At 45.0% G+C, this 23,531-nt stretch carries 23 protein-coding genes, 2 tRNA genes and 1 rRNA gene; 2 read left to right on the top strand and 24 right to left on the bottom strand.

All coding sequences use genetic code 11. The features are described 5' to 3' along the window. From VP98_RS00255 to spoIIE, 15 genes are all read right to left on the bottom strand, one after another. A 16S ribosomal RNA gene (locus VP98_RS00255) occupies positions 1-117 on the bottom strand; the annotation flags it as partial. 310 nt (positions 118-427) lie between these two features. After that, complete coding sequence (lysS, locus tag VP98_RS00250) at positions 428-1,912, bottom strand: lysine--tRNA ligase (RefSeq protein WP_046173330.1); 1,485 nt, start codon at positions 1,910-1,912, stop codon at positions 428-430. A 15-nt stretch (positions 1,913-1,927) separates the two neighbouring features. Further along, the gene (gene dusB / locus VP98_RS00245; protein ID WP_046173329.1) at positions 1,928-2,926 is read right to left on the bottom strand and encodes a tRNA dihydrouridine synthase DusB; all 999 of its coding nucleotides are present in this window, start codon (positions 2,924-2,926) and stop codon (positions 1,928-1,930) included. A gap of 19 nt (positions 2,927-2,945) precedes the next feature. Then, the gene (gene folK, locus VP98_RS00240) at positions 2,946-3,458 is read right to left on the bottom strand and encodes a 2-amino-4-hydroxy-6-hydroxymethyldihydropteridine diphosphokinase (RefSeq protein ID WP_046173328.1); all 513 of its coding nucleotides are present in this window, start codon (positions 3,456-3,458) and stop codon (positions 2,946-2,948) included. Between the two features lie 3 nt (positions 3,459-3,461). Next, entirely contained in the window at positions 3,462-3,821 is a 360-nt protein-coding gene (gene folB, locus VP98_RS00235) for a dihydroneopterin aldolase (RefSeq protein ID WP_046173327.1), read from the bottom strand. Continuing rightward, positions 3,814-4,635, bottom strand: a complete 822-nt coding sequence (folP, locus tag VP98_RS00230) for a dihydropteroate synthase (RefSeq protein ID WP_046173326.1) — start codon at positions 4,633-4,635, stop codon at positions 3,814-3,816. Before folP ends, folB begins: the two co-directional genes overlap by 8 nt. Before the next feature lie 80 nt (positions 4,636-4,715). Beyond that, a complete protein-coding gene (cysK, locus tag VP98_RS00225; protein ID WP_046173325.1) occupies positions 4,716-5,636 on the bottom strand; it encodes a cysteine synthase A in 921 nt (306 codons plus the stop codon). A 143-nt stretch (positions 5,637-5,779) separates the two neighbouring features. After that, on the bottom strand, positions 5,780-6,655 hold the full coding sequence (hslO, locus tag VP98_RS00220) for an Hsp33 family molecular chaperone HslO (protein WP_046173324.1): 876 nt from the start codon (positions 6,653-6,655) through the stop codon (positions 5,780-5,782). Between the two features lie 13 nt (positions 6,656-6,668). After that, complete coding sequence (locus VP98_RS00215) at positions 6,669-7,433, bottom strand: type III pantothenate kinase (RefSeq protein ID WP_046173323.1); 765 nt, start codon at positions 7,431-7,433, stop codon at positions 6,669-6,671. Between the two features lie 105 nt (positions 7,434-7,538). Next, positions 7,539-9,542 carry an ATP-dependent zinc metalloprotease FtsH gene (ftsH, locus tag VP98_RS00210; protein WP_046173322.1) on the bottom strand — a complete coding sequence of 668 codons (2,004 nt, stop codon included), beginning with the start codon at positions 9,540-9,542 and terminating at the stop codon, positions 7,539-7,541. A gap of 104 nt (positions 9,543-9,646) precedes the next feature. After that, a complete protein-coding gene (gene hpt, locus VP98_RS00205) occupies positions 9,647-10,201 on the bottom strand; it encodes a hypoxanthine phosphoribosyltransferase (protein WP_046173321.1) in 555 nt (184 codons plus the stop codon). Between the two features lie 23 nt (positions 10,202-10,224). Next, positions 10,225-11,586, bottom strand: coding sequence for a tRNA lysidine(34) synthetase TilS (tilS, locus tag VP98_RS00200; protein WP_082087773.1), 1,362 nt, complete (start codon positions 11,584-11,586; stop codon positions 10,225-10,227). A 30-nt stretch (positions 11,587-11,616) separates the two neighbouring features. Continuing rightward, entirely contained in the window at positions 11,617-12,507 is an 891-nt protein-coding gene (locus VP98_RS00195) for a protein kinase domain-containing protein (protein WP_052712063.1), read from the bottom strand. Further along, complete coding sequence (locus VP98_RS00190; protein ID WP_046173320.1) at positions 12,491-13,192, bottom strand: vWA domain-containing protein; 702 nt, start codon at positions 13,190-13,192, stop codon at positions 12,491-12,493. The genes VP98_RS00195 and VP98_RS00190 overlap by 17 nt, the downstream gene beginning before the upstream one ends. A 53-nt stretch (positions 13,193-13,245) precedes the next feature. Beyond that, on the bottom strand, positions 13,246-15,720 hold the full coding sequence (gene spoIIE / locus VP98_RS00185) for a stage II sporulation protein E (protein ID WP_052712062.1): 2,475 nt from the start codon (positions 15,718-15,720) through the stop codon (positions 13,246-13,248). Between the two features lie 188 nt (positions 15,721-15,908). On the opposite strand from spoIIE, the gene VP98_RS00180 reads away from it, so the two are divergent. After that, positions 15,909-15,982, top strand: a tRNA-Met gene (locus tag VP98_RS00180). An 80-nt stretch (positions 15,983-16,062) separates the two neighbouring features. Then, positions 16,063-16,134: transfer RNA gene (locus VP98_RS00175), tRNA-Glu, on the top strand. Positions 16,135-16,311: 177 nt separating this feature from the next. On the opposite strand, the gene VP98_RS00170 is transcribed toward VP98_RS00175, so the two are convergent. From VP98_RS00170 to spoVT, 9 genes are all read right to left on the bottom strand, one after another. Beyond that, complete coding sequence (locus VP98_RS00170) at positions 16,312-17,385, bottom strand: dipeptide epimerase (RefSeq protein WP_046173319.1); 1,074 nt, start codon at positions 17,383-17,385, stop codon at positions 16,312-16,314. Positions 17,386-17,663: 278 nt separating this feature from the next. After that, complete coding sequence (locus VP98_RS00165; protein ID WP_046173318.1) at positions 17,664-18,101, bottom strand: S1 domain-containing RNA-binding protein; 438 nt, start codon at positions 18,099-18,101, stop codon at positions 17,664-17,666. An 86-nt stretch (positions 18,102-18,187) separates the two neighbouring features. Beyond that, the gene (locus VP98_RS00160; RefSeq protein WP_046173317.1) at positions 18,188-18,586 is read right to left on the bottom strand and encodes an FtsB family cell division protein; all 399 of its coding nucleotides are present in this window, start codon (positions 18,584-18,586) and stop codon (positions 18,188-18,190) included. Between the two features lie 13 nt (positions 18,587-18,599). Further along, positions 18,600-19,073: a spore cortex biosynthesis protein YabQ gene (gene yabQ, locus VP98_RS19395; RefSeq protein WP_046173316.1), complete on the bottom strand. Its 474-nt coding sequence runs from the start codon at positions 19,071-19,073 to the stop codon at positions 18,600-18,602. Beyond that, a complete protein-coding gene (locus tag VP98_RS00150) occupies positions 19,070-19,330 on the bottom strand; it encodes a YabP/YqfC family sporulation protein (protein ID WP_231584086.1) in 261 nt (86 codons plus the stop codon). The genes yabQ and VP98_RS00150 overlap by 4 nt, the downstream gene beginning before the upstream one ends. 256 nt (positions 19,331-19,586) lie before the next feature. Beyond that, positions 19,587-19,847: an RNA-binding S4 domain-containing protein gene (locus VP98_RS00145; protein ID WP_046173315.1), complete on the bottom strand. Its 261-nt coding sequence runs from the start codon at positions 19,845-19,847 to the stop codon at positions 19,587-19,589. After that, positions 19,844-21,310, bottom strand: coding sequence for a bifunctional methyltransferase/pyrophosphohydrolase YabN (gene yabN / locus VP98_RS00140; RefSeq protein WP_046173314.1), 1,467 nt, complete (start codon positions 21,308-21,310; stop codon positions 19,844-19,846). The genes VP98_RS00145 and yabN overlap by 4 nt, the downstream gene beginning before the upstream one ends. Before the next feature lie 3 nt (positions 21,311-21,313). Next, positions 21,314-22,879, bottom strand: a complete 1,566-nt coding sequence (locus VP98_RS00135) for a putative polysaccharide biosynthesis protein (RefSeq protein WP_046173313.1) — start codon at positions 22,877-22,879, stop codon at positions 21,314-21,316. An 80-nt stretch (positions 22,880-22,959) separates the two neighbouring features. Next, on the bottom strand, positions 22,960-23,496 hold the full coding sequence (gene spoVT, locus VP98_RS00130; protein WP_046173312.1) for a stage V sporulation protein T: 537 nt from the start codon (positions 23,494-23,496) through the stop codon (positions 22,960-22,962). Positions 23,497-23,531: the final 35 nt, after the last annotated feature.

The following is a 23,531-nucleotide window of genomic DNA, read 5'->3' as shown; positions in this document are numbered from 1 at the left end:
TTACTCACCCGTCCGCCGCTAACTTGAACGGAGCAAGCTCCGTCAAGTCCGCTCGACTTGCATGTATTAGGCACGCCGCCAGCGTTCGTCCTGAGCCAGGATCAAACTCTCCAAAAAGTGTTTGACTTGCTCATTTGTTTCAATTAGAAGTACGGGGTGTATTTCTAATTTGAAGTAAAAATTTAAAACGTTGACGTTTTTATTGATTTTGTTCAGTTTTCAATGTTCAATGTGTCATTTGCGACTTTAATATCTTAACACTTCTCCAAAGTGATGTCAATCACTTTTTTAAAATATTTTTTAAGTTGCTGTTCTATGCTGCTGACAACGAATATAAATATACCACCGCACTCCCCCCGGCGCAAGCTTTTTTTAAAAGTTTTTAAAAAAAATAAAATCTCCGGTGTGTTCACCGGAGACTTGTTTATTACTCTTTGTGTCTCATATGCGGAAATAGCAGAACATCACGGATCGATGGGGCATTTGTCAAAAGCATAACCAAACGATCGATACCGATACCTAAACCGCCTGTTGGGGGCATACCGTATTCCAGCGCTTCGATGAAATCATCATCCATTTCATGTGCTTCATCATTGCCTTGCTCGCGCTCTTTTAACTGCCCTTCAAATCGCTCACGCTGATCAATCGGATCATTGAGCTCTGTAAAAGCATTCGCATGTTCCCGACGGACGATAAACAGCTCAAAACGATCCGTGAAGCGAGGGTCTTCCGGGTTCTTTTTCGCAAGCGGTGAAATCTCAACCGGGTGTCCATAAATGAATGTAGGCTGCACAAGCTCTTCTTCTACTTTTTGTTCAAAGAACTCATTGACAATATGTCCGTATTGCATCGTCTCTTTGTAATCAATGCCATGTTCCTTCGCCAGTGCCCGCGCTTCTTCATCGCTCATTTCTCTCCAAAAATCAACGCCTGTATATTCTTTTACTGCATCAACCATGTGAAGACGGCGCCATTCCGGTTTTAGTTCCACTGTGTCTTCCCCGTATTGGATTGTTGTTGCGCCAAGCACTTCTTGTGCTACATGAGCAATTAAATTCTCGGTTAAGCTCATAATATCTTTATAGTCTGCATACGCTTCATACAGCTCGATCATTGTAAATTCAGGATTGTGGCGTGTCGATACACCTTCATTACGGAACACACGGCCGATTTCATACACTTTTTCCATGCCGCCTACAATTAAACGCTTCAAGTGCAGCTCAATTGCAATCCGCATGTATAACTCCATATCAAGTGCGTTATGATGAGTGACGAACGGACGGGCAGCAGCTCCGCCAGCGATCGCATGCATCATTGGTGTTTCCACTTCCAGGTAGCCATTGTTATCAAGATAGCGGCGCATGGACTGAATGATACGGCTGCGTGTGATAAACGTTTTTTGGCTTTCCTGATTGGTGATCAAGTCTAAATAGCGCTGACGGTAACGCTGTTCAACATCCTTCAGCCCGTGGTGCTTGTCTGGAAGCGGGCGAAGTGCTTTTGTTAAAAAAATATACTCTGTTGCTTTGACAGACAGCTCTCCAACATTTGTTTTAAACACTTTTCCTTTCACGCCGACAATATCACCAAGGTCTGTTGAAGTAAACAACTCGTATTGTTCTTCACCGACTGCATCTTTCCGTACGTAAATTTGAATTTGTCCAGTTAAGTCCTGTACGTGGGCGAAACCAGCTTTTCCTTTACCGCGCTTTGTCATAATACGCCCTGCGATAGTCACCTCTGCTTCTTTTTCTTCAAGTTCTTCTTTTGAAAAAGAGTCATATTGAGCAGAGATGCTTTCTGCCGTATGCGTACGGTCAAACCGGCCTCCAAATGGATCCTGGCCTTTCTCCCGCAATGTCTGCATTTTTTCTCTTCTAACCAATAACTGGTCGTTTAATTCTTCACTCATTCCGTTCACTCCTAATTAAACCGCCTGATTGGACGCTTCTTTTTCTTCTACTTCATTAACGAATGCTGTCAGCAGTGTCGCAAGCTCTTCGCGTGTTTCACACGCATTGACTTCTTTACGCACTTTTCCATTGCCACGAATCCCTTTTAAATACCACGCCGCGTGCTTTCTCATTTCACGAACAGCCACATTTTCATTTTTCAGTTCAATTAAACGATCTAAATGAAGCAGGCAGACGTCAATTTTTTCGCGCGCTGTTGGCTCATCCATCAATTCGCCGGTTTCAAGGTAATGAACCGTCTGATAGATCATCCATGGATTCCCAAGTGCTGCACGTCCGATCATTACACCATCACAGCCTGTTTCATCAAGCATTCTTTTAGCATCCTGCGGAGTTTGAACATCTCCGTTACCGATTAGCGGAATACTAATGGATCGTTTTACTTCTTTAATAATATCCCAGTTCGCATGCCCTTCATACATCTGGACGCGGGTACGCCCGTGAAGCGAAACGGCCTGGCCGCCCGCGCGTTCTACAGCACGAGCGTTTTCAACAGCGTAGATATGATCTTCATCCCAGCCCATGCGCATTTTCACCGTAACCGGCTTGTCAACTGCGTCAACAACAGCGGAAACCATTTCATAAATCTTGTTCGGGTCTAACAGCCATTTAGCACCGGCATCACATTTTGTAATCTTCGGAACCGGGCATCCCATATTAATATCAATGATATCTGCATTTGTATTTTTATCAACAAAGCTGGCAGCTTGAACAAGCGACTCTTTTTCACCGCCGAAAATCTGCAGGCTTAGCGGCTTTTCACGCTCATCAATATAAAGCATATTCATTGTTTTTTTATTTTGAAGAATAATCCCTTTGTCGCTGATCATTTCAGCACACACCATGCCAGCGCCAAATTCCTTGACCGTGAGGCGGAAAGCCGAATTGCATACACCGGCCATCGGCGCAAGCACTACCCGGTTTTTCAATTCAACCGGACCGATTTTGAACATCATTAATCACCTTTCTGCTTTACAAGCGGTAAAAGGCGTCTGCTGTTTTCCAAAGCCTGACGCCTTCTTTCCCCTGCACATTTTGTAAATAGTGTTCCAGCGGCAAACATGTATCAGGAAGTTCTAGTGATGCATCTATTTCTGCCAGCGGAATGAGCACAAAAGCACGCTCGCCCATTCGCGGATGAGGAATAATAAGGCTATCTGATTTAATATTGTCGTGATTATACAGCAAAATGTCAAGGTCTATTGTCCGGGGACCCCAGCGGATCAGCCGCTGGCGGCCAAGCTCTTTTTCGATTTCCATACACACAGAAAGCAATTCATGCGGTGCCAATGATGTTTCTGCTTTCACTACAATATTGAAGAAAGGCGGCTGGTCGGTGAAGCCGACCGGGTCCGTTTCATAAACAGAAGAAACCGCCAAAACACCTATTTCTTGATGATTACTCAAAAGTCGGACTGCTTCCTTTAATTGCGCTTCCCGGTCACCTATATTTGTTCCGAGTGAGAGATATACACTGTTAGCCATTTCCTATCGTCCCCGCGTAATTTCAATAGCAACAAATTTATAATGTCCGGGAATGGGAGGGTCAGGCTTGATTATTTTAATTGTGCACGTCTGGACGGGCGAAAAATTTGACAAGATATTTGCGGCTATCTTTTCTGCCAGTGTTTCGATCAGCTTTACCGGCTCACCTTCTATCACTTTTTTACATGCATCATAAATATCTGCATAGTTAACCGTATAATCCAAATTGTCTGTTTCCCCTGCTTTCTTCAGTGAAACCTGCAGTGTTACATCCGCTTTGAACCGCTGCCCGAGCTTGTTCTCCTCTGGCAGCACTCCATGATAGCCCCAAAATTCCATATCTGTTATATAAATTTTATCCACGAGCGCCCTCCTTTCCTAACAAGGCATCCATCATTTTCATCATCCGTGCAATCGGCTTTACATCATGCACTCTCATAATTCGGCAGCCTTTTTGGGCTCCGAAGCAGCATGTGGCACCTGTTCCTTCCATTCGTTCATCCACCGGAACATTCAGCACGTAATCGATGATTCGCTTCCTTGAGGTACCGAGCAGAACGGGATAGCCAAGAGCGGCAATCTCGTCCAGGTTTTGCATCATCTCAATATTTTGGTTCATTGTTTTAGCAAAGCCAATACCCGGGTCCAAAATAATCTGACTGTCTGCCACTCCTGCCTTTTTAGCAATCGTAATGCTGTCATGGAGGTCATCTAAGCAATCCTTCATGAAGTCGGTGTAATCCTTCTTTCCTCTATTATGCATTAAAATAATCGGAACTTGCTTTTCAGCTGCCACTGCAGCAATCTCCGGCTCTTTTTTCGCACCCCAAATGTCGTTAATGATGGAGGCGCCGGCTTCAACTGCTTTTTCCGCCGTTCGCGCTTTAAATGTATCAATAGAGATAGGAATCTGCACTGCGGCTGAAACGGCTTCAATAACCGGCGCTGTTCTGCTTATTTCCTCCTCAATAGAAACCGGCGTGTAGCCAGGCCTTGTTGATTCTCCACCGATATCAATAATGTGTGCTCCATCTTTAGCCATTTGCATTGCGTGCTGAACCGCCGCCTCTGTCTCATTATAACGGCCGCCGTCTGAGAAGGAGTCAGGAGTTATATTTAAAATACCCATGACATGTATATGTTCTTCAAAAGTAAGACTGTATTTTCCCGCTTTCATGTTTGCACCGCTCCTTTTTCATCTTTTATTTTAACACGAAAAAAGCCAGACTGTTTTAAACAGCCTGGCTGAAGCGTTAATTAATCAAATTGGTAAAGCGGTGTGCTCAAGTAGCGTTCGCCGTTTGAAGGAAGAATCGCCAGCACTTTTTTGCCCTTGCCAAGCTTTTCCGCAACCTGGATTGCAGCAGCGATCGCTGCTCCAGATGAAATGCCGCCAAGAACTCCTTCTTCACGCGCAACACGGCGGGCAGTTTCAAATGCCGTATCGTTGTCGATTTGAATGATTTCATCATAAATTTTTGTATCAAGAATTGATGGAACAAATCCCGCTCCAATTCCCTGGATTTTATGAGGGCCCGGCTTTCCGCCTGAAAGCACTGGTGAATCTTTCGGCTCAACGGCAATGATCTGTGCATTTGGCCATTTTTCTTTAATTACCTGGCCTGCACCTGTGATAGTACCGCCCGTACCGATACCCGAAACAAATGCATCAAGCTCATCAAACTGTTCAGCAATTTCTTTACCCGTTGTACGGCGGTGAATTTCTGGATTTGCCTCATTTTCAAATTGCTGCGGCAGGAAATAACCTTTTTCCTCTGCAAGCTCTTTCGCTTTGCGAATAGCACCGCCCATGCCTTCCGGTCCCGGTGTAAGAACAAGCTCTGCACCATAAGCGCGAAGAAGATTACGGCGCTCCATGCTCATTGTTTCAGGCATAACAAGAATCGCTTTGTATCCCTTTGCAGCTGCGATCATCGCAAGGCCAATTCCTGTATTTCCACTGGTTGGCTCAATTAATGTGCCGCCCGGCTGTAAGTTTCCTTTTTCTTCTGCTGCCTCAATCATCGCGAGTGCAATCCGGTCTTTTACACTGCTGCCGGGATTCATGTATTCAAGCTTTACATAAACATCTGCACTGTTTTCATTTACAACATTATTCAGCTTGACAACTGGCGTCTGACCAACTAATTCCGCTACTGAATTCGCTACACGTACCATTAATCCGTAACCTCCATTATAAATGCCGAGTATTTTTATTGGTTATATAGAATTTACCAGCTTTTTGTGCAAAAGTCAATCACTTTGATTTACTTCGGGATGAACGAAAAAAAACCTGCCTCCGCAGGCAGATTTTCAATTATTTACGCTTCTTGCTTTAACTGCTCAAGCTCTTCTTCGGAAAACTGATACTTTTCATTACAAAAATGGCACTGCGCTTCTGCACCATGATCTTCATCAATCATTTCCTGAATTTCCTGGCGGCCCAGGCTGATAATCGCATTGCCAAAACGTTCTTTTGAACACTGGCAATTGAATTGAACCGGCATTGTTTCCAAGAATTTCACATTTCCTTCGCCAAGAATGTATGTTAAAACCTCTTCCGGTTTAAGCCCTCGTTCAATCAGTTTTGAGATCGGCTCCATTGTAGTAATTCTTTCTTCCAGGAGAGTAATCGTCGCGTCATCGGTATTCGGCAGAAGCTGGATAATAAACCCGCCTGCTGCCAGTATGGAATTATCCGGATTAACTAGCACTCCTACTCCGACAGAAGATGGAACTTGTTCAGAAACAGCAAAATAATAAGTAAAGTCTTCACCAAGCTCTCCTGAAACGATCGGCGTTTGTCCGCTGAAGTTTTCCCGAAGACCCAAATCCTTTACAACGGTCAGCATTCCTTCCGTTCCGACTGCCCGGCGCACATCCAGCTTTCCCTGGTCATTTAAATCAAAGTGTGTCTGCGGACGGGTAATATACCCGCGGACATTTCCATTTGCATCACTGTCTACAAGAATAGGGCCCGCTTCTCCGTTCCCTTCAATTTTCAAAGTGATTTTTTCATTCCCCTTCATCATGGCACCCATCATCACACCGGCGGTCATACTTCTTCCCAGCGCTGCAGATGCTGTTGGCCACGCACCGTGCCTTCTTTGCGCTTCGCCGACCGTTTTTGTTGTATCAGCCGCGTATGCGCGCACCTGTCCATTAAAAGCTAATGCTTTTACTAAATAATCGCTCACAGTTCTCTTCCTTTCATACGTTTCTTTTATAAATCAATAAAAGACCTTTTAATGTTAAATCGGGATCTACCACATCGATCATGCTGCACTCTTTCGCGATCAAGCCAGCCAGTCCGCCTGTGGCAATAACGGTAGGGTCCGCATTTGCTTCTTTTTTGATTCGGCTGACAATGCCTTCCACCTGGCCGACATATCCATACAAAATTCCCGCCTGCATAGCCGAGACTGTATTTTTTCCGACTACTGTTTCCGGCCGCGTAATTTCAATGCGGGGCAGCTTTGACGCTCGTGTATAAAGTGCTTCGGTAGAAATACCAATACCCGGGGCAATCAAACCTCCCATATAATGACTGCTTTCATCAATATAGCAATACGTTGTAGCTGTTCCGAAATCAACAATAATTAACGGGGTGCCATACTCATGAATGCCAGCAACTGCATTTACAATCCGGTCCGCTCCAACTTCACGTGGATTCTCATATTTAATATTTAATCCGGTTTTTACGCCTGGACCGACGACAAGAGGCTTTACGTGAAAGTACTTTTCACACATGCGCTCCAGTGCCGCCATAATCGGCGGAACAACCGAGGAAATAATAACACCTTCGATTTGCCCAAACTCCAGGCCATCATGCTGAAACAGGCTTTTGATCATCATGCCATATTCATCTTCTGTTTTATTCCGGTTTGTTTCAATGCGCCAGTGATGTTTCAACACTTCCCCTTCGTATACACCGAGCACAGTATTGGTATTCCCTACATCCAGTACAAAAATCACCTTCACCACACCTGTCCGTCTAATTTTCGTGTTTTATCATAACATAACCTTCGAAAAAAGAAGAGAAAAGACGCCCGAAAGAAATTCTCTTCGGGCGTCTTTTTATTATGCTTTCGGGCCGCCGCTATTTGGCGGGTTTTGGAGATCATCACGCACTTCAGATTCATCTGCTGCACCGGCCGGCAGATTTGTCGTTTCAGTAGCCGGCGTTTCCTCTGTTTGAGCTGTTTCACCAGCTTGATCTGAATTATCCTTAACAGGCTGATTATCCGAGTAATCACGTTCCGGCAGTTTGCCATGGTCTGCTAAATGGCGGATTTGCGCTGCATCCAGCGTTTCAATCTCAAGAAGTGTATTCGCAATAAGCTCCAGCTTATCACGATTCTCCGTTAAAATTTGTTTTGCTCTTTCATAGCATTCTTTAATGATCGTCTGGATTTCTGTATCAATTTCATACGCAATCCGATCTGAATAGTTTTGCTCACTGTTAAAGTCACGGCCTAAAAATACCTGCCCCTGTGACTGTCCGAATTGAAGAGGTCCAAGCTTATCGCTCATCCCAAATTCAGTAACCATACGGCGTGCAATTCCTGTTGCCCGCTGGAAGTCATTGTGTGCACCGGTAGATACTTCACCGAAGATAATGTCTTCCGCTACACGGCCGCCAAGCAGGCCGGTAATTTTATCAAGAAGCTCCGGCTTGGTCATAAAGTAACGGTCTTCTTTCGGAAGCATAACGGCATATCCGCCTGCTTGTCCGCGCGGTACAATAGTTACTTTATGAACGATATCGGCATCATCAAGCACCAATCCGATAACTGTGTGCCCCGCTTCGTGGAACGCGACAATTTTCCGTTCTTTTTTGGAAATAACACGGCTTTTTTTCGCTGGACCTGCGATAACGCGGTCTGTTGCTTCATCAACATCGTTCATATCAATTTTCTTTTTATCGGCACGAGCGGCAACGAGTGCTGCCTCGTTCAACAAGTTTTCAAGATCAGCACCGGAAAAACCAGGAGTCCGCTGTGCGATTGCTTTTAAATCCACTGACTCGTGAAGAGGCTTGTTGCGCGCATGTACACGCAGAACAGCTTCACGGCCATTTACATCTGGACGGTCAACCGTAATCTGGCGGTCAAAACGGCCCGGACGCAAGAGAGCCGGATCCAGAATGTCTGCCCGGTTTGTAGCAGCAATCATAATGATTCCTTCATTTGCACTGAAACCATCCATTTCAACAAGCAATTGATTCAGCGTTTGCTCGCGCTCATCATGGCCCCCGCCTAATCCGGCGCCACGCTGGCGTCCAACCGCATCAATTTCATCAATAAAAATGATACATGGGGAATTCTTTTTCGCATTTTCAAACAAATCCCGAACGCGGGATGCACCGACACCGACGAACATTTCAACGAAGTCGGAACCACTGATTGAGAAAAAAGGCACCCCTGCTTCACCGGCAACGGCTTTTGCCAGAAGGGTTTTACCAGTTCCCGGAGGACCCACAAGCAGTACCCCTTTTGGGATACGGGCGCCAAGCTCCGAGAATTTACGCGGATCTTTCAAGAACTCTACAACCTCGACAAGCTCTTGCTTTTCTTCATCCGCTCCGGCCACATCATTAAACCGGACTTTTTTCTTCTCATCGTTGTAAAGGCGGGCTTTACTTTTACCGAAGTTCATCACACGGCCGCCACCGCCGCCCTGTGCCTGGTTCAGTAAGAAGAAGAAGAAAATAAAGATAATAAGGAATGGGATGATTGTTGTAAAAAATTGAACCCATCCACTTGTTTCTTTTGCCGGAAGAACTTCTGCCGTTGTGTTTTGGGAAGCTTCGTTAATTTGGTTCAGCATCGTATCATTGCCTGTTATATAAGTAACAAACATTTCATTTTCTTCTGCCCCTTTTAACTGCCCCCGTATTTCATAAACACCACGTTCAGGCTGGATTGTGAATTCTGCAACGTCATCCTGCTCCAGGTAATTCAGGAATTGATTATATGTGACGTCATTGGTTGGTGCATTATTATTGCTGAAGTAGCTGACAACACCAATAATCACAAGAAAAACGAGTAAATAAAATATAGTGTAACGAAAAATTCTGTTCATCCCTTACCTCCTCCCGAGAAAAACTGACTATATGCAATGTTATCATACAAAAAGTTGGCCTTACAACTATTTAAACCTTCTTTCAGCCTATTCATCTGACTATTTTATTCCTCTTCAGCTGACGTATAAACAGATGGCTTTAAAACACCGATATACGGAAGATTGCGATAGCGTTCTGCGTAGTCAAGACCGTAGCCTACAACAAATGCATCTGGGACCGTAAAGCCAATTGTATCCGCTTTGATCTTCGCTTTCCGTCCAGTCGGTTTGTCCAGAAGCGTGACAATTTTCACAGATTTCGCTTTTCGATAATGGAAAAGTTCAGCCAGGTAGCTTAGTGTTAACCCGCTGTCGATAATGTCTTCGATAATGAGTACATCCCGGCCTTCTACAGACGTATTTAAATCCTTTACAATTTTCACTTCACCAGAAGAAACCGTTGAAGCACCATAGCTTGAAACGTCCATAAAATCCATTTCAAGATGGGTATCCACCCGCTTTACCAGGTCGGACATGAAAGGCATCGCCCCTTTTAATACACAAACGAAGAGAGGGAAGCGGTCTTTATATTCTTCCGTCAGTTCTGCCCCAAGCTCTTTTACTTTTTTCTGTATTTCCTCTTCCGAAATCAATATTTCTTCAATATCGTTACGTAACAATAGATTTTCCTCCCAAAGTTGGTTCATTCCTTTTCATAAATCAACAGCAGCGGCCCGTCTCCTTCATGAATCGACTTACGGATTCCCGGTACCCAGAGGATTGTTCCGTTTGCATCGGTCACGACCGGAATGTAGTCGCGGTATGCAAGTGGAACCTTTTCGTCGATCAAAAGCCGGGCAAGCTTTTTCGCACTATTCATTCCTTTCAGCTCAATTCGATCTCCATTCTGCCGCATCCGTATACAAATCGGCATTGGCGTATCAGGCTTCAAGCGAAAACACTCTGCTTCATCCGGACAAACGCTTTTTTCTGTCAGCGTAAATGTGCCGGCTCCCTGCCGGTAAATCCGATCTTCTTGAAATAGAAAATCGTTACTGTAATCCGGCTCCTCATCCGTTTCGTAGGCAAAGATGCACTGCTTGTTTATTTTGCGTACAGAAAGGCGTGATGGAAGGTTTAGTTTTCCTGATGGGGCAGTTGATTGAAGCAGTTGTAAAATGTGCTGGATATGTAGAAAAGAAAACGCTGTTTTTCCATGATAAAGATAGTTTAATATTAGATGAATCGCCCTTTTTTGTAAAGGCAAAGGCACCTCATGAAACGGCTCGATTTGAAGTGACACAGTTTCCTGTTCCCACGTCGATATATTCTTTATTGTTTCCTGCGCCAGCATACGGAGGAATTGTTCATCTTCCTGCCGTTCTTCTGCAAAATGCTGAATATGCAGCGGTGCTTTTGGGTTTTCTTTTTTTAAAAAAGACAATACCTGGTGCCGGAATCGGTTTCGCGTATACGTGTCCTTCTGGTTGCTCGGGTCTTCCCGGCATTTGATTAAGTGATCATCTGTATAGGCTTGAATATCTTCTTTTGTAACACCAAGAAACGGACGGATAATCCGGCCTCCAGCAAACGAACGCACCGCCGGTATACCGGCCTGTGTGTGTCCCCCGCGTGTTAACTGCATTAAAACGGTTTCCACCTGATCATCAGCATGGTGCGCTGTTGCCAGCTTATTAGCGCCCAGCTCGTCCATTCCTTGCTCAAAAAGCGCATATCGGACATTTCGGGCCGCTTTTTGAATACTGCTATGCGAAACCTCTGCTTCATGCTTCGCATTCGCTCTCCTTCCAAAAAAGGGAACGTCAATTTCACGGCAGAATTCTTCTACAAAACGAAGGTCTTCCAGTGACTCCCCGCCTCGCAGCATGTGATCTACATGAATAGCACTAACAGTGATACCAAGGTGCAGCCTTTGTTTATTCAGAAAGAAAAGAAGAGCCATTGAATCAACTCCGCCTGAGACCGCGACAGCTATGTGGTCCCCCCTTTCAACCATTTCTTTCTTTTTCATAAACCGCTTTACTTCTTCTTCAAAAAAATGCACAGCTCGAGCGCCGCCTCTCTTCTTTTCTTTTTAGTGTAACAAAAACAATAAAAGGATGGCGGCAAAAGCACCTGCAGCTATGACCCATTTTTTCGAGAAAAAAGAGGCCTGTTTTTTCTTCCTCCTTATTGTACCCGTATCTTTTTTGGCAAAACAAAGAAGAAGCTCTTTTTTCATTAAAAAAGCACTGTCATATTCACTGTTAAATGCTTTTAGTAAAACAGGGGCAATTAATTGCAAAGTCCGGGATGATTGAACAATGCCCGCAAGCTCATTTTTATTGCCAAGCGCTGTTTGAACAAGCTGTTTCTGCACAAGAGCAGTAATAAGCACTGCAGCACCAAATAGGTCATAGGAAGGCTCTGCTTTTCGTGTGCCAGCCTGCCAGGCAGCCCTGTCATACAGAGCTGTATACTCTTTAACAGACCGCCCAAATTTTGTAATCCCCCCCACATCTACTGCTCTTACTATTTTGCCGGCCACAATAAAGTTTTCCGGCTTTAAGTCGCCCATCACACTGCCTGACCGGTGAAGCGGCTCAAGAAAATTAAGCAGCCAAATCAGCAGGATAACTGCCCACTCTTCCCGCTTTTCTTTTATAAAGGTGTGCAGCATTGGCCCATGAATATATTCCATAATATAAAACGAATATAGAACTCCTTCTTTTTCTACATCATCTGCTTCAATGAAAAAAGGGCCCGGAGACGTTCCCCTGACCCGCTCAAGTGCTGTTAATGCATTCGTCTCAGATGCCACAGAAGCCGAATCTGCGAACTTTAGCGCGGCCTGGCCGACTTCCCCGGTCACAAGATAAACAGTGCCGTTTGCTCCACGGCCAATTTCTCGTTCTATCCGCCATATATGACCTGTCCATTTTCCTTTGATCAAGTCGCCAGGCTCGGCATTATATTGACTTTTCATTGTATTCATCCATTTCCATAAATGAAGAAAGCGCCTGCCTAATCGCAGGGCCTGTCGGTGTAATACCGCCGGATACAAGCTGTGGAAACGAGTCTGCCAGTCTGCCTGCATGCATCGTCCAGCCAATCTGTTCTTCCGCGGCGCTGTATTTCCCCGGAAATGTCCATAGCGAGAAAGAAGAAGGGCCCATCCTCGACTGCATTGTCATTGAGAGATCATACAAAGCTTCTTTTACAGCGGGCAGCTTCATTTTCATACTGGCACTCATATCAGTCAGAACAAGCAGCTCGAGTGCCGCCTCCTCGCTGATATCTTCTACTTTTTCGGCAATCTCTCTTCTTGTTGCCGGCGGCAATGCTTCCACCTGTGTGTCTTTATTTAAAATGCCCCTCAGCTCTTCGTTAATAATGCTGTAAATGGTGCCGGTCATGGCCTGCCTTGTTACATTGACGACTGTTTCAGATAAGGAAGCGGCCTGCACGATCCGGCTCTCGCCTCCGCCAGCTCTCGCAATTGCTTCAATTTCACTTAAGCCGGCTCCGCTTCCTCCGTTATCAACAATGCCAATAACGTTTACCGTAATACCGCGGCGCTTTGCAAAAGCGGCCATCATTGCCGGGTCCTCTCCTGTGTTGGAGCAGCCGTCCGTTAATAAAAGTAACTGTTTAATTGTGCCGGTATTCATGATCGCCCCCGCCTTTCATTCTTTTTCTTCATATTGGACTGAAAGTATTGATTTTATACAGCCCGGCGCCTTGCCGGACGTTTTTTCGTTTTTTCAGACGGTTCAATATCATAAACTGGGATGGCCGCCCACTCCGGCACATTATGCTCAACGCGCGCTACACACAGCGTCATATCATCTCTTATTTCATTCGACTGTGCCCGAATCACTTCGTCCATTAATAAATCAGCAAAGTCCTGAGGATCCGTTGTTTCGATTGACTTGATTTTACGCTTCATCCACATTTCAGCATTTTCAATAAAATCCGGACCTTCAAAAACACCATCACTCATTGTAATCAGCAGGTCACCCGACTTTAATTGCTCCTGAACGGTTTCTACTTCGAATTGCTGCAAGATGCCGATCGGAATATTTCCTGCCTCTACTTTCATTACCTGGTCGCCCCGTTTTATAAAACTTGGGGAGGACCCTACTTTTAAAAACACTGTACGGGCGTCCTGAAGGTCAATAATGGCCAGGTCGAGCGTAGAAAACACTTCATCATTTGTCCTCAGCGATAAAATCGAATTGATTGATTTGACCGCCAGCGTTTCTTCAATGCCTGACTGTAAAATTTGTTTCAATAAGCTGATAGTGGCGCTGCTCTCGTCATGCGCTCTTCCTCCGTTGCCCATTCCATCGCTGATTGCCAGAGCAAATTTCCCCGTTCCGATTTCAATGGCTGAGAAGGAGTCCCCCGATACAAGACCGCCTCCTTTTGCCGCATGGGCAAGCCCTGTTAGGACCCGAAAGGCTTTGGCCGAGCGAAAAACACTGCGAACGCCCGAGCCATCATGCTGCTCATCTACCACAATGATATATTCATTCAGAAGATCCGAAAGAATAGGTGCAATGATTTTTTCACTTTCTCCATGCCCTCTGGAATGCGGAATCGTCATTTCAATATCCACCGCTCCTTTTTGCACACTAAAAACACTTATATCGCTGATATCCATGCCAAATGATTCAATGGCTGTTGTGATTTTTTCTTCCTGCGTAATATTAGTTTCTTCTTCTTTCTTCATTTCTCCGGCAAAGTCTTTCATGACCCTGGAAACTCCTTCAAGCTGTTCCGCTACAATTTTCCGGCTTTCTCTCATTTGCTGCTTCAGCTTTTTATTTGCCCGGTAATACGTCAGCTGCGAACGGATCTCCGCTTCAACGCGTGCGGGCCGGAAACAATAATCCTCCAATTCCTTTGACAGATGGGGTGCAAGTGACTCAGCCCCTGAGTCTGCATCCTCTAATATGTTTTTCATTAATTCATATGTGTCATCAAATTGGTACGCCCAGCACTGCTCCTTCTTAAAACAGGTCTGGCAGGTTTTTTCGGTAATACCGCTTAAGAATAAATCCACTTCCCGCTCTGCTGTTTCATGATGGTGGCTGGACTGCGAAAAACTTCGAGCAAGCGCATCGAACAGTTCAGAAAACTGTTCCATACGATTGGCCGTTACATCCCGTACTTTTCGCAAATACCGCTGCTGTTCAATAGAGTGCTCTGTTGTGCCGGGAATTAATTTTGATAGATGGTCTGTCCATGCTTTCGGGGTCAGGCATAATAAAATAGCTGCCGTTGCTGACTCGTACAAAGTGGCCATGTTTGTCAGGGCTCCTTCTCCGTAAAAACCGGCCAGTACGGTCGCTGTCATTAAGCCGGCAATGGCGCCGCCGCGCTGCCATTCTTTAAACAACCCTCCCAGCAATCCCGCAAACGCCAGAATACTCATTTCCTGGAAATCGTTTACACCGGACAAACTCAAAATAAGCCCGCTGACCACGCCGGCTGCTGATCCGAATGCTGCGCCGGAGAGAAACGAAATAGCCGTAACCAAATAACGCGCGGCAATATGATCAGCTTCCATGCCGCCAATCATCCAGCCGGCCATGCCTGTTGACGCCGAAGCAAAAACAATCAGCAGGCTGATCCATTCCTCTGTTTTTAATGTGCGAATTCGTCCGGAGAGGGATAAAAACGGCATACACTGCATAAAGATAAGCGTCAGCACGAAAGCAAGTGATGCTTCCACAGCCGCCAATACCAGGTCGTAAGCAGGCACGAATTCTGATCCATTCAGTACGTATGAAAACACACTTCTGACGGCGATGGTCGTAAAAAACACAAAAAAAGGAACGGGCGCTGTTTCTTCTTTATGAAGAGTCCTAAATATTCGGTGAATAACCAGAAAGCAAAATAACAGAGCAAAGGCTCCTGATGCCTGAATTGGTGAAATCGAGAGAGCTCCAGCCAATACCGCTAAAAACACTCTTGGTGCCGCCTCTTTCTTCAGCATAAATACAGCAGCAAAAAAGGAAAGCGCAAATGGCGACAATTGCGACAGCAGCAACGCTCGTCCAAATAAAAAGCCGGCCGGTACCAAAATCCACCCGCGATCCAGCAGAATAAAGGCCGTTTTTCCTGCAAATCCATTTTTCCAGCCCTGGCCTAACACTGCTTCCCCCGTCATTTCCAGCTCCGCTCTTTGCACAATACCACTCCCTTTTAATCGTTAACGAGAAGTATAAAAGATCAGTTGTTCAAACTTTGTCAAACGGCGGAAATCCATCAAAAAAATTGTTCGACAAAATTAGAATGAAATTTTTTTAATAATATTATTGACTTTTTTTTAGTACGCCGTTATTATAGATTTTGTGCTGTTACAGACAAACACATTTTGGCGGTGTAGCTCAGCTGGCTAGAGCGTACGGTTCATACCCGTGAGGTCGGGGGTTCGATCCCCTCCGCCGCTATAAAAGAAAGCTCAACGTCCGATTTGGAAATTATGGGAGCTCATACTTTCTGAAGCTGGATACTACTTTCTTTCTATTAAGGCCCCTTGGTCAAGCGGTTAAGACACCGCCCTTTCACGGCGGTAACACGGGTTCGAATCCCGTAGGGGTCATACAGCAAAAAAAGATCCATGAGCCTAGGCTCATGGATCTTTTTTTTATTGCCGGCAGACTCTTCGCCCTTCTTTGTACGCATCTGCTGCTTTCCGCTGCCTGCCGGCTAAGCACCAATTCGTTTTACTTGTCTCGCTTGAGGTGGTCCTAAAAAACGGGCAATCACTTGTTTCTTTTCAGCCGGAAATGAAGTCATAGCCAATCCCCGGTTTTTCACTAAAAAAAATGGCCGGCCCTTTAAACGGAAATGCTTTAGAATTGCTTCCTTCAAGCCAGAGCGGCGCATCCAGGTCAATTTTTTTAATATTCGGATGGGCAGCAGCAAGGTGTGCGGCAGCCATCACTCCTATACTGCTTTCCATCATGCTGCCGATCATGCAGGGAACCCCGCCCGCCCGCGCAATATCCGCTATCTGCATCGCCCGGAAAATTCCGCCGGTTTTCATTAGCTTAATATTCAGCCAGTCCGCTGCCTTTCTTTCAATAAGCTCAAATGCCTGCTCGGGCGAAAAAATACTTTCATCTGCCATAATCGGTGTTTGAACGTGATCGGTTACGTATTTTAACGAATAAATATCACCCGCAGCAACAGGCTGTTCTATGACTTCAAGATTTAATCCGGCTCTTTCCCACGCATTAATAATGCGGACTGCTTCTTTTTTTGTCCAGCCTTGATTTGCATCAATACGAATTTCAACTGCTTCTCCAACTGCCTCGCGAATGGCCAGAATTCGTTTGTGGTCCTTGTCCGCATTCAGGCCCGCTTTTATCTTTAAAGCCGTAAATCCCTTCTGCACTCCTTCAAGCGCATCCTGCACCATCCTGTCCGTTTCATTAATGCTGATTGTTAAATCATTTTTTAACGTATTTGTTTTGCCGCCCAGCAGTTGATACAGCGGCATATTCAGCTTTTTGCCATACGCATCAAACAGCGCTATTTCTACAGCGGCTTTTGCGCTTGTATTTCCTACACAAGAGTGCTGAATAAGCTCGGATAAAGCCGCTATATTCTCAATTTCCCTCCGGATTAACAGCGGAGAAATAATAGTTTGGACAGCTGCTTCGATAGCGGGCAGTGATTCACCTGTAATAACAATAGTAGGCGAAGCAGTTCCCACTCCCTTTATCCCATTCTCCAGTTCAACCTGAACAGCCACAAATTCAATGGAAGTTACAGTTCTCAGTGCTGTGACGAAAGGCTTCTTTAATAGAGCTGTATGGCGGCTGGTTGATATTTTTTTAATATTCAAGGCAGTTTATTCCTCCTTTTAGCGGAGAAGATACGAGCGGATTAGCAAAACACCCCAAAGTGCAGCTAAAATAAGTCTTGCAAGTATAGCGTAAGTCAAAAACTTAAATATTTGGACAGGAGCTTTAACAAATAATATATGCAGCTATCCACTCCATAATAATGCTGAATAAAAAAGATAAAACCGGCTTTGCAGCCAAACAAAAAGACCCTGAACAAAGTGTTCGGGTCTTTTTAAAATAGAGCGCATATTTATATAGGGATCGACAGGGAGCAGCGTTATCCGCGTCTTCCGCCTCTTCCGCCTCGGCGTGAGTCTGTCTGACGCTTTAACGTTGAAATGCGTTCTTCACTGTCTTTCAAGAAACGGGCCATTTTCGATTCAAAGTTTTCGACTGGCGGCTGACCGCCTCGCGGTCCTTTTTGACGGTAGTCTCCCTGGCGCTGTGGACGTGGACGATATTGCGTTTGCGGCGGCGGATTGTCCTTTGCTTTCCGAATGGATAAACCGATTTTACCGTCTTTCTCCACATTTAATACTTTTACTTCCACTTCATCGCCAACAGTTAGATGATCATTAATATCTTTAACATAATTATCCGCTACTTCACTAATATGGACGAGACCCGTCGAACCTTCCGGCAATTGCACAAATGCACCGAATTTTGTAATGCCGGTAACTTTACCCTGTAACTTGCTGCCCACTTCGATTGACATAAAAAGATTGTTCCTCCTTAAAATTGTTCGAACTTTACTTATATTATAGTACGTAAAAAAAGCGTGTCAACATGACACTGCTTTCTTTACTGTTCTGCCTTCTGTTCACTTTCATTTTCTTCAGGAATATTAAAGATAATTTCTCCATCTTTTGACATAAAATAGTATTTACGGGCAAGTTCCATAATATACTCGTCATCCTGGAGCCGAATCAGCTCTTCCTCTGATTCCTTCTGCTGAGCCTGAAGTTCGGACATCGTGGATTTCGCTTCTGCAAGCTCTTGTTCTTTCTCTTTTAAATTTCCATTTTTTGTAACCAAAGCAGATATAAGTATGCCAATAATAATAAAGGCTATTCCTGCAAACGCAGCGAGCCTGCGCAGTAATTTTTGTTTATGCCGCATCTTGAACATGGATTTTCTATTTTCACTCATAACAAAAGAATTTTTTATGGACGCTACTTTTTCTTTGTTTAATCCGCGCATCGACGTTCCTCCGTTATTTATTTTTGGAGCGGCTAATCGCTTTCCACGGTCGAACGATCAGTACCTTTACCACCCATAATAAAAGAAACTTACTCATTTTGGCAAGAGAAAGTATGCAGTTTACAATAAAAAGGAGAGGACCCACTAAAAATATCCGAAAAATCCCAGCAATCACTCGATATAAAAAACGAATACAGAAAAAAAGACCATCCACGATGGGAAGAACAAAGCGCCGAAGCCCTGTTATATACATAATGCAGCCGGCCAGCCAAAAAAGAAAAAAAGACAGCCTCACGATGCCATCGTTTACATGGTATAAAGAAGCAAATAATAGTATGGCATAAAAAAGCCAAAAGAGACCATCCGTCAAAAAAACAAGAACTTTTGTTTTTGGACGGATGCGCCGGTAAACTTCAATTATGACCCCAAAACTAATTCCCATTACAATCATCACAACAGCTGTATCAAATTGCGTGTCCAGACTCATGTTGACCGTTTGAAAAAGGATTTTCCAAAGCCGCCTTCAACATACATAAAAGCCGTAATTCTCCCTTCGATGATCGCTTCTTTCTTACTTGTATCGAAATGCTTCATTTTCAGGCCGGCGCCCCGAATCTTTAACTTTCCCATTACCGTTTCAAGCAAAAATTCGCTGCTGTCGAACCGTTCAACTTGCATAACTCCTGTTAATTCAATCATTTTACGCCCGTCCATCTTTACGGTATGGTTTTGCCTCATGTCCATGGTATCCATCCCCTTTGTAGAAATGGTATGCACAAAAATCCCTTTTCATGAAAAAAAAACACCCGTTTAGACGGGTATTTGAGAGTGTAGACAAAGTTAGAAAGCAGGCAGATTGAAAACGTTTGACTTTCCAGGAACGCTGCCGGCTGGGAAGCGGATTGACCTTTTGGGGGTCATGAGCATTCACAGCCAGCAAGTGACGCCGAAAGCAAGCGTTTGTCAACAGCCTGAAACACCCGTTCACACGGGTGTTTCATTAGTCGCCCAGCTGTTCTTCTTTTAGAACTGTATACATGCCGGCTGCTTCTTCTTTTTTGGTAGTATCAAGCAGTTTTTCAATTCGGACGGTCATGACGCGGCGGCCAAGACGGACGGTGAGCTCATCTCCCGCTTTTACATTTGAGCTTGCTTTTCCTTCTGTACCGTTAATTAAAATTCTCCCCTGATCTGCTACTTCTTTTGCGAGTGTGCGCCGTTTAATAATGCGCGACACTTTTAAAAATTTATCCAGTCTCATTCTTTTTCCTCCTGTTTGGCTAAATCCCAGAATGCATCTAATTCCTGAAGGGTAAAATCAGCAAATGGCTTTCCGCTTTCCATTACACACTTTTCTACAAAGCTGAAACGGCGGCGAAACTTGCGGTTAATGGCTTCAAGTGCTTCTTCGGGATGAATATCGTAAAATCTTGCTGCATTAATAAGTGTAAAAAGAACATCGCCAAATTCTTCACGAAGCTTATCCGGCTGGCCGGAGCCGGTTTCTGCTAAAAACTCCTGCCATTCTTCTTTTACTTTTTCGATCACACCGGCTGCATCCGGCCAGTCAAAGCCTGCTTTTGCCGCTTTTCTTTGCAGATCATACGCTTCCATTACGGCCGGCTGCCCCTTCGGAATGCCATCAAGCATGCTCTTCCGCCTGTTTCCATTTTCTATCGCTTTGATTTCCTGCCAGTTTGCTTTTACCTCATCTGCTGTTTCGGCTGTCGCCTCGCCAAATACATGCGGATGCCGGCGAATCATTTTTGAAGATGTTGCCTCAATAACATCCTCAATGGAAAACATTCCTTCATCCTCGCCAATTTGCGCGTGAAGTAGTACCTGAAGAAGTACATCGCCGAGCTCGGCAGCTATTTCCTCTTCTTCTTCGTTATCGATTGCTTCAAATAACTCGTACGTTTCTTCAAGCAAGTATTTTTTTAACGAAGCATGGGTTTGCTTAAGATCCCAGGGACAACCAGTCTCCGGATCACGCAGGCGCGCAATAATACCGCGCAGCATTGAAAATTCGCGGTACGCATCTTCTTCTTTTTGAACCGGCGGCACGTAAACGCTCGTTAAATTGTTTAGGGACATTCCATGGTCAAGTTCATAAAGCGGCACTGTGCGCACAGCTTCCTGCCCGCTTCCTGCAGCAGTTACGATCATTACTTCATGATCAGCCGGATACTTCTCCATTAAGGTTAGCTTGACGTCTGATGCAACGAAGGAGTCATACACTTGAGCAACAATAAGATGATTAAAAATATAAATATCATCCCGCTTTAAAGACGTTCCATCAAGAAGCTGGAACCCGTCGGCAGGGTCTATCCCTATACTTGTAAACAATGCATCCAGGAAGCTTTGTCCGCCGGCAATTACAATATCTGCTTCCCCCGACTGCTTTCGCTCCAATAAAAGCTGCACCGTTCTTTCCGCTGCCATAGGGTGGCCGGGAACCGCGTAAGTAATAGGTTCGTGAACAGCTTTTTTCAAAAGCTCCTCTACAATCTCTTCATACACTTCTTCAAATCGGTCATGCTTTTCATAAACAGCATCAAAGCTCTTAAACTCAATGCCTTCTTTTTTCAATTCTTCGGCAGCGGGATGCTCCATTGTCCGGAGCCAGACAGTTTTTGACTGCTTCAGCCGGCGGTATACTCCGAGCGGCATTTGATCCAGATCCCCTGCACCAAGGCCGACAATCGTTATTTGATTCATCATTGTTTACCACTTCCTTTTGAGACGTATCCCCGGCCATTTCCCCAGTTTTTCTCCGAATGGCAGGATACGCAGATCGTCATCATTCCATACTTTCCATTTTATCATGAAAGTAAAAAACAAACAGACACCGAGAAGCGCTCCACCCGCCGCAGTAGCTCCATTCCAAATCCGTCCTGCCTCTGCTGGAAGAAACAGCTGGACAAAAAAGAAAACGGCTGCCGCCATCAGGATGGCGGCTCCTGTTGTTTTAAAAGCAAATATTTTTGTTAAAAGAGGAGCATGGTTTCTGTTCCATACAACCGATAAAAAACAAACTCCAGCCAGAAGGGAGCCTGCTGTTGCAAAAGCTGCACCGTACAATCCATATGCCGGAATTAAAATGGCATTTGCTCCCCATTTAACGGCAACCGTAAAAGCGGTGCCCGCTGCCGGAATCCAATCATTCCCTCTCCCTTGAAAAACGGCATTGATTGTTGCCATTAACGAATAGAAAAAAATAGAGAAGCCGAATACAATTAAAAACCCGGAGCCGGCTGCCGTTTTAAAGAGCATTGTATTAAGCGGCACCATAACAGCCGCCAGGCCGGCAGATGCAGCCAGGCCAAGCGCAAAGCTGAGACGAAATGCCAGCCGGCTGAAGGAAGTCTCCGCCTTTGTATTGTTCTCTTTATGTGCTTTTGAGATTAATGGAACAATTGTAAGGGAAATGGATACTGCGGCGACTACACCAAGCTGGAGCATTGGCTGTCCGCGGTCATAAATCCCTTTCCATGCCTTGGCCTCCGTTTCTGTCATAGGAGAGGAAATCAGCCCGCTGTATATTTGAAAGGAATCTGCAAGCTGCAGCAGGACAAGCGTTAAAGCAGAAATGCATACAGCGGTTCCACGTGAAACAATTTCAAACGCTATTCGGCGGTCAAACAAAAAGAAGATTCTTCTTTGCAGTACCGGTTTCCTGCTATATTTCCACAAAACAGCCGCTGATGCGGCCATTCCGAGCAAGGAACCAATAACAGCACTGAGTCCTGCCTCATAAAGTGTTCCATCCGTAAAAACAATATAAGATGAGAAAAGTAAAATAGCGGCAACCCGGACAGACTGGTCTGCCATTTGAGAAGAAGCTGTCGGGGCCATATTACTGCTTCCCTGAAAGGCTCCTCGCTTGACAGCGATATAGGGAACAAGTAAAAAAAACAGCGAACTGCACTGAATCAGCGGCTTCAGTGAATGATCCGCCATTTTTTCAGCTATCCACCCCGCACTAAAAAAGAGCAGAAGAAAAGCAATCAGCCCCATCAAGCCAATTGTTACAAAAGCGGTATAGACGGCAACCTGCCTTCTGCGCTCATCCCTGTGGGCCGTAAGCCGTGACAGTACAACCGGAAAGCCAGAAACAGCGAGCCCGGCAGCTATTCCGTAAAACGGATACACCTGCTGATAAATATAAAAACCGGTGTCTCCAACAATATTTTGAAAAGGCACCCGGTACACTGCACTTAACATTTTCACAAATAAGGCAGCCGCTGTTAATAAAACAGCTCCTTTTAAAAATGAATTTCTCGGTTCCACACGACCACCTCAGTGACTACTTTACTCATTTTTTTCCTATTTGAAAAGAAAAAACCTGGCTCCCAGGTCGGGAGTCCAGGTTAGTGTTCCATTTGTTTGCCAAAAAAAGCGGCAGCGACGAAGGCGGCTTTCTGCTCTGCCTCGCCTGCTGATCTTTCTTCAGAAAATAAGATAACGGCGCCAATGGTATCACCAGCTGCAATAATCGGCGTGATAAAGTACGATTCCGCTTCTACTGCGCGGCCATCAGCAAACTCTACACTGCGGCGTTCATTGCTTTCGGCTGACCGTCTTTCCTGAATAACTGATTCCACTACCGGACCAATTTTCCGCTCTACAAAATCCTTCTTTTTCACGCCAGCAGCGGAAATAACAGTATCTCTGTCACAAATAAGCACCGAATAGTTTAAGCTGTCATGCAGCGCTTCTGCATACTCCTGCGAAAAATCACCGAGTTCTGTAAACGGTGAGTATTTCTTTAAAATCACTTCGCCGTCCCGATCCACAAAAATTTCCAGCGGGTCTCCTTCGCGAATTCGAAGTGTACGGCGGATTTCTTTTGGAATGACCACACGGCCAAGATCATCAATGCGTCGAACGATACCTGTAGCTTTCATCTTAGACTGCCTCTCTTTCACCATCAAAATATCGA

Origin of the sequence: Domibacillus indicus (assembly GCF_000970685.1) — a bacterium.
Taxonomy (GTDB): Bacteria; Bacillota; Bacilli; order Bacillales; family Domibacillaceae; genus Domibacillus; species Domibacillus indicus.
The sequence above is the reverse complement of the archived record's forward strand: the minus strand, read 5'-3'. Positions and strand labels throughout refer to the sequence as shown.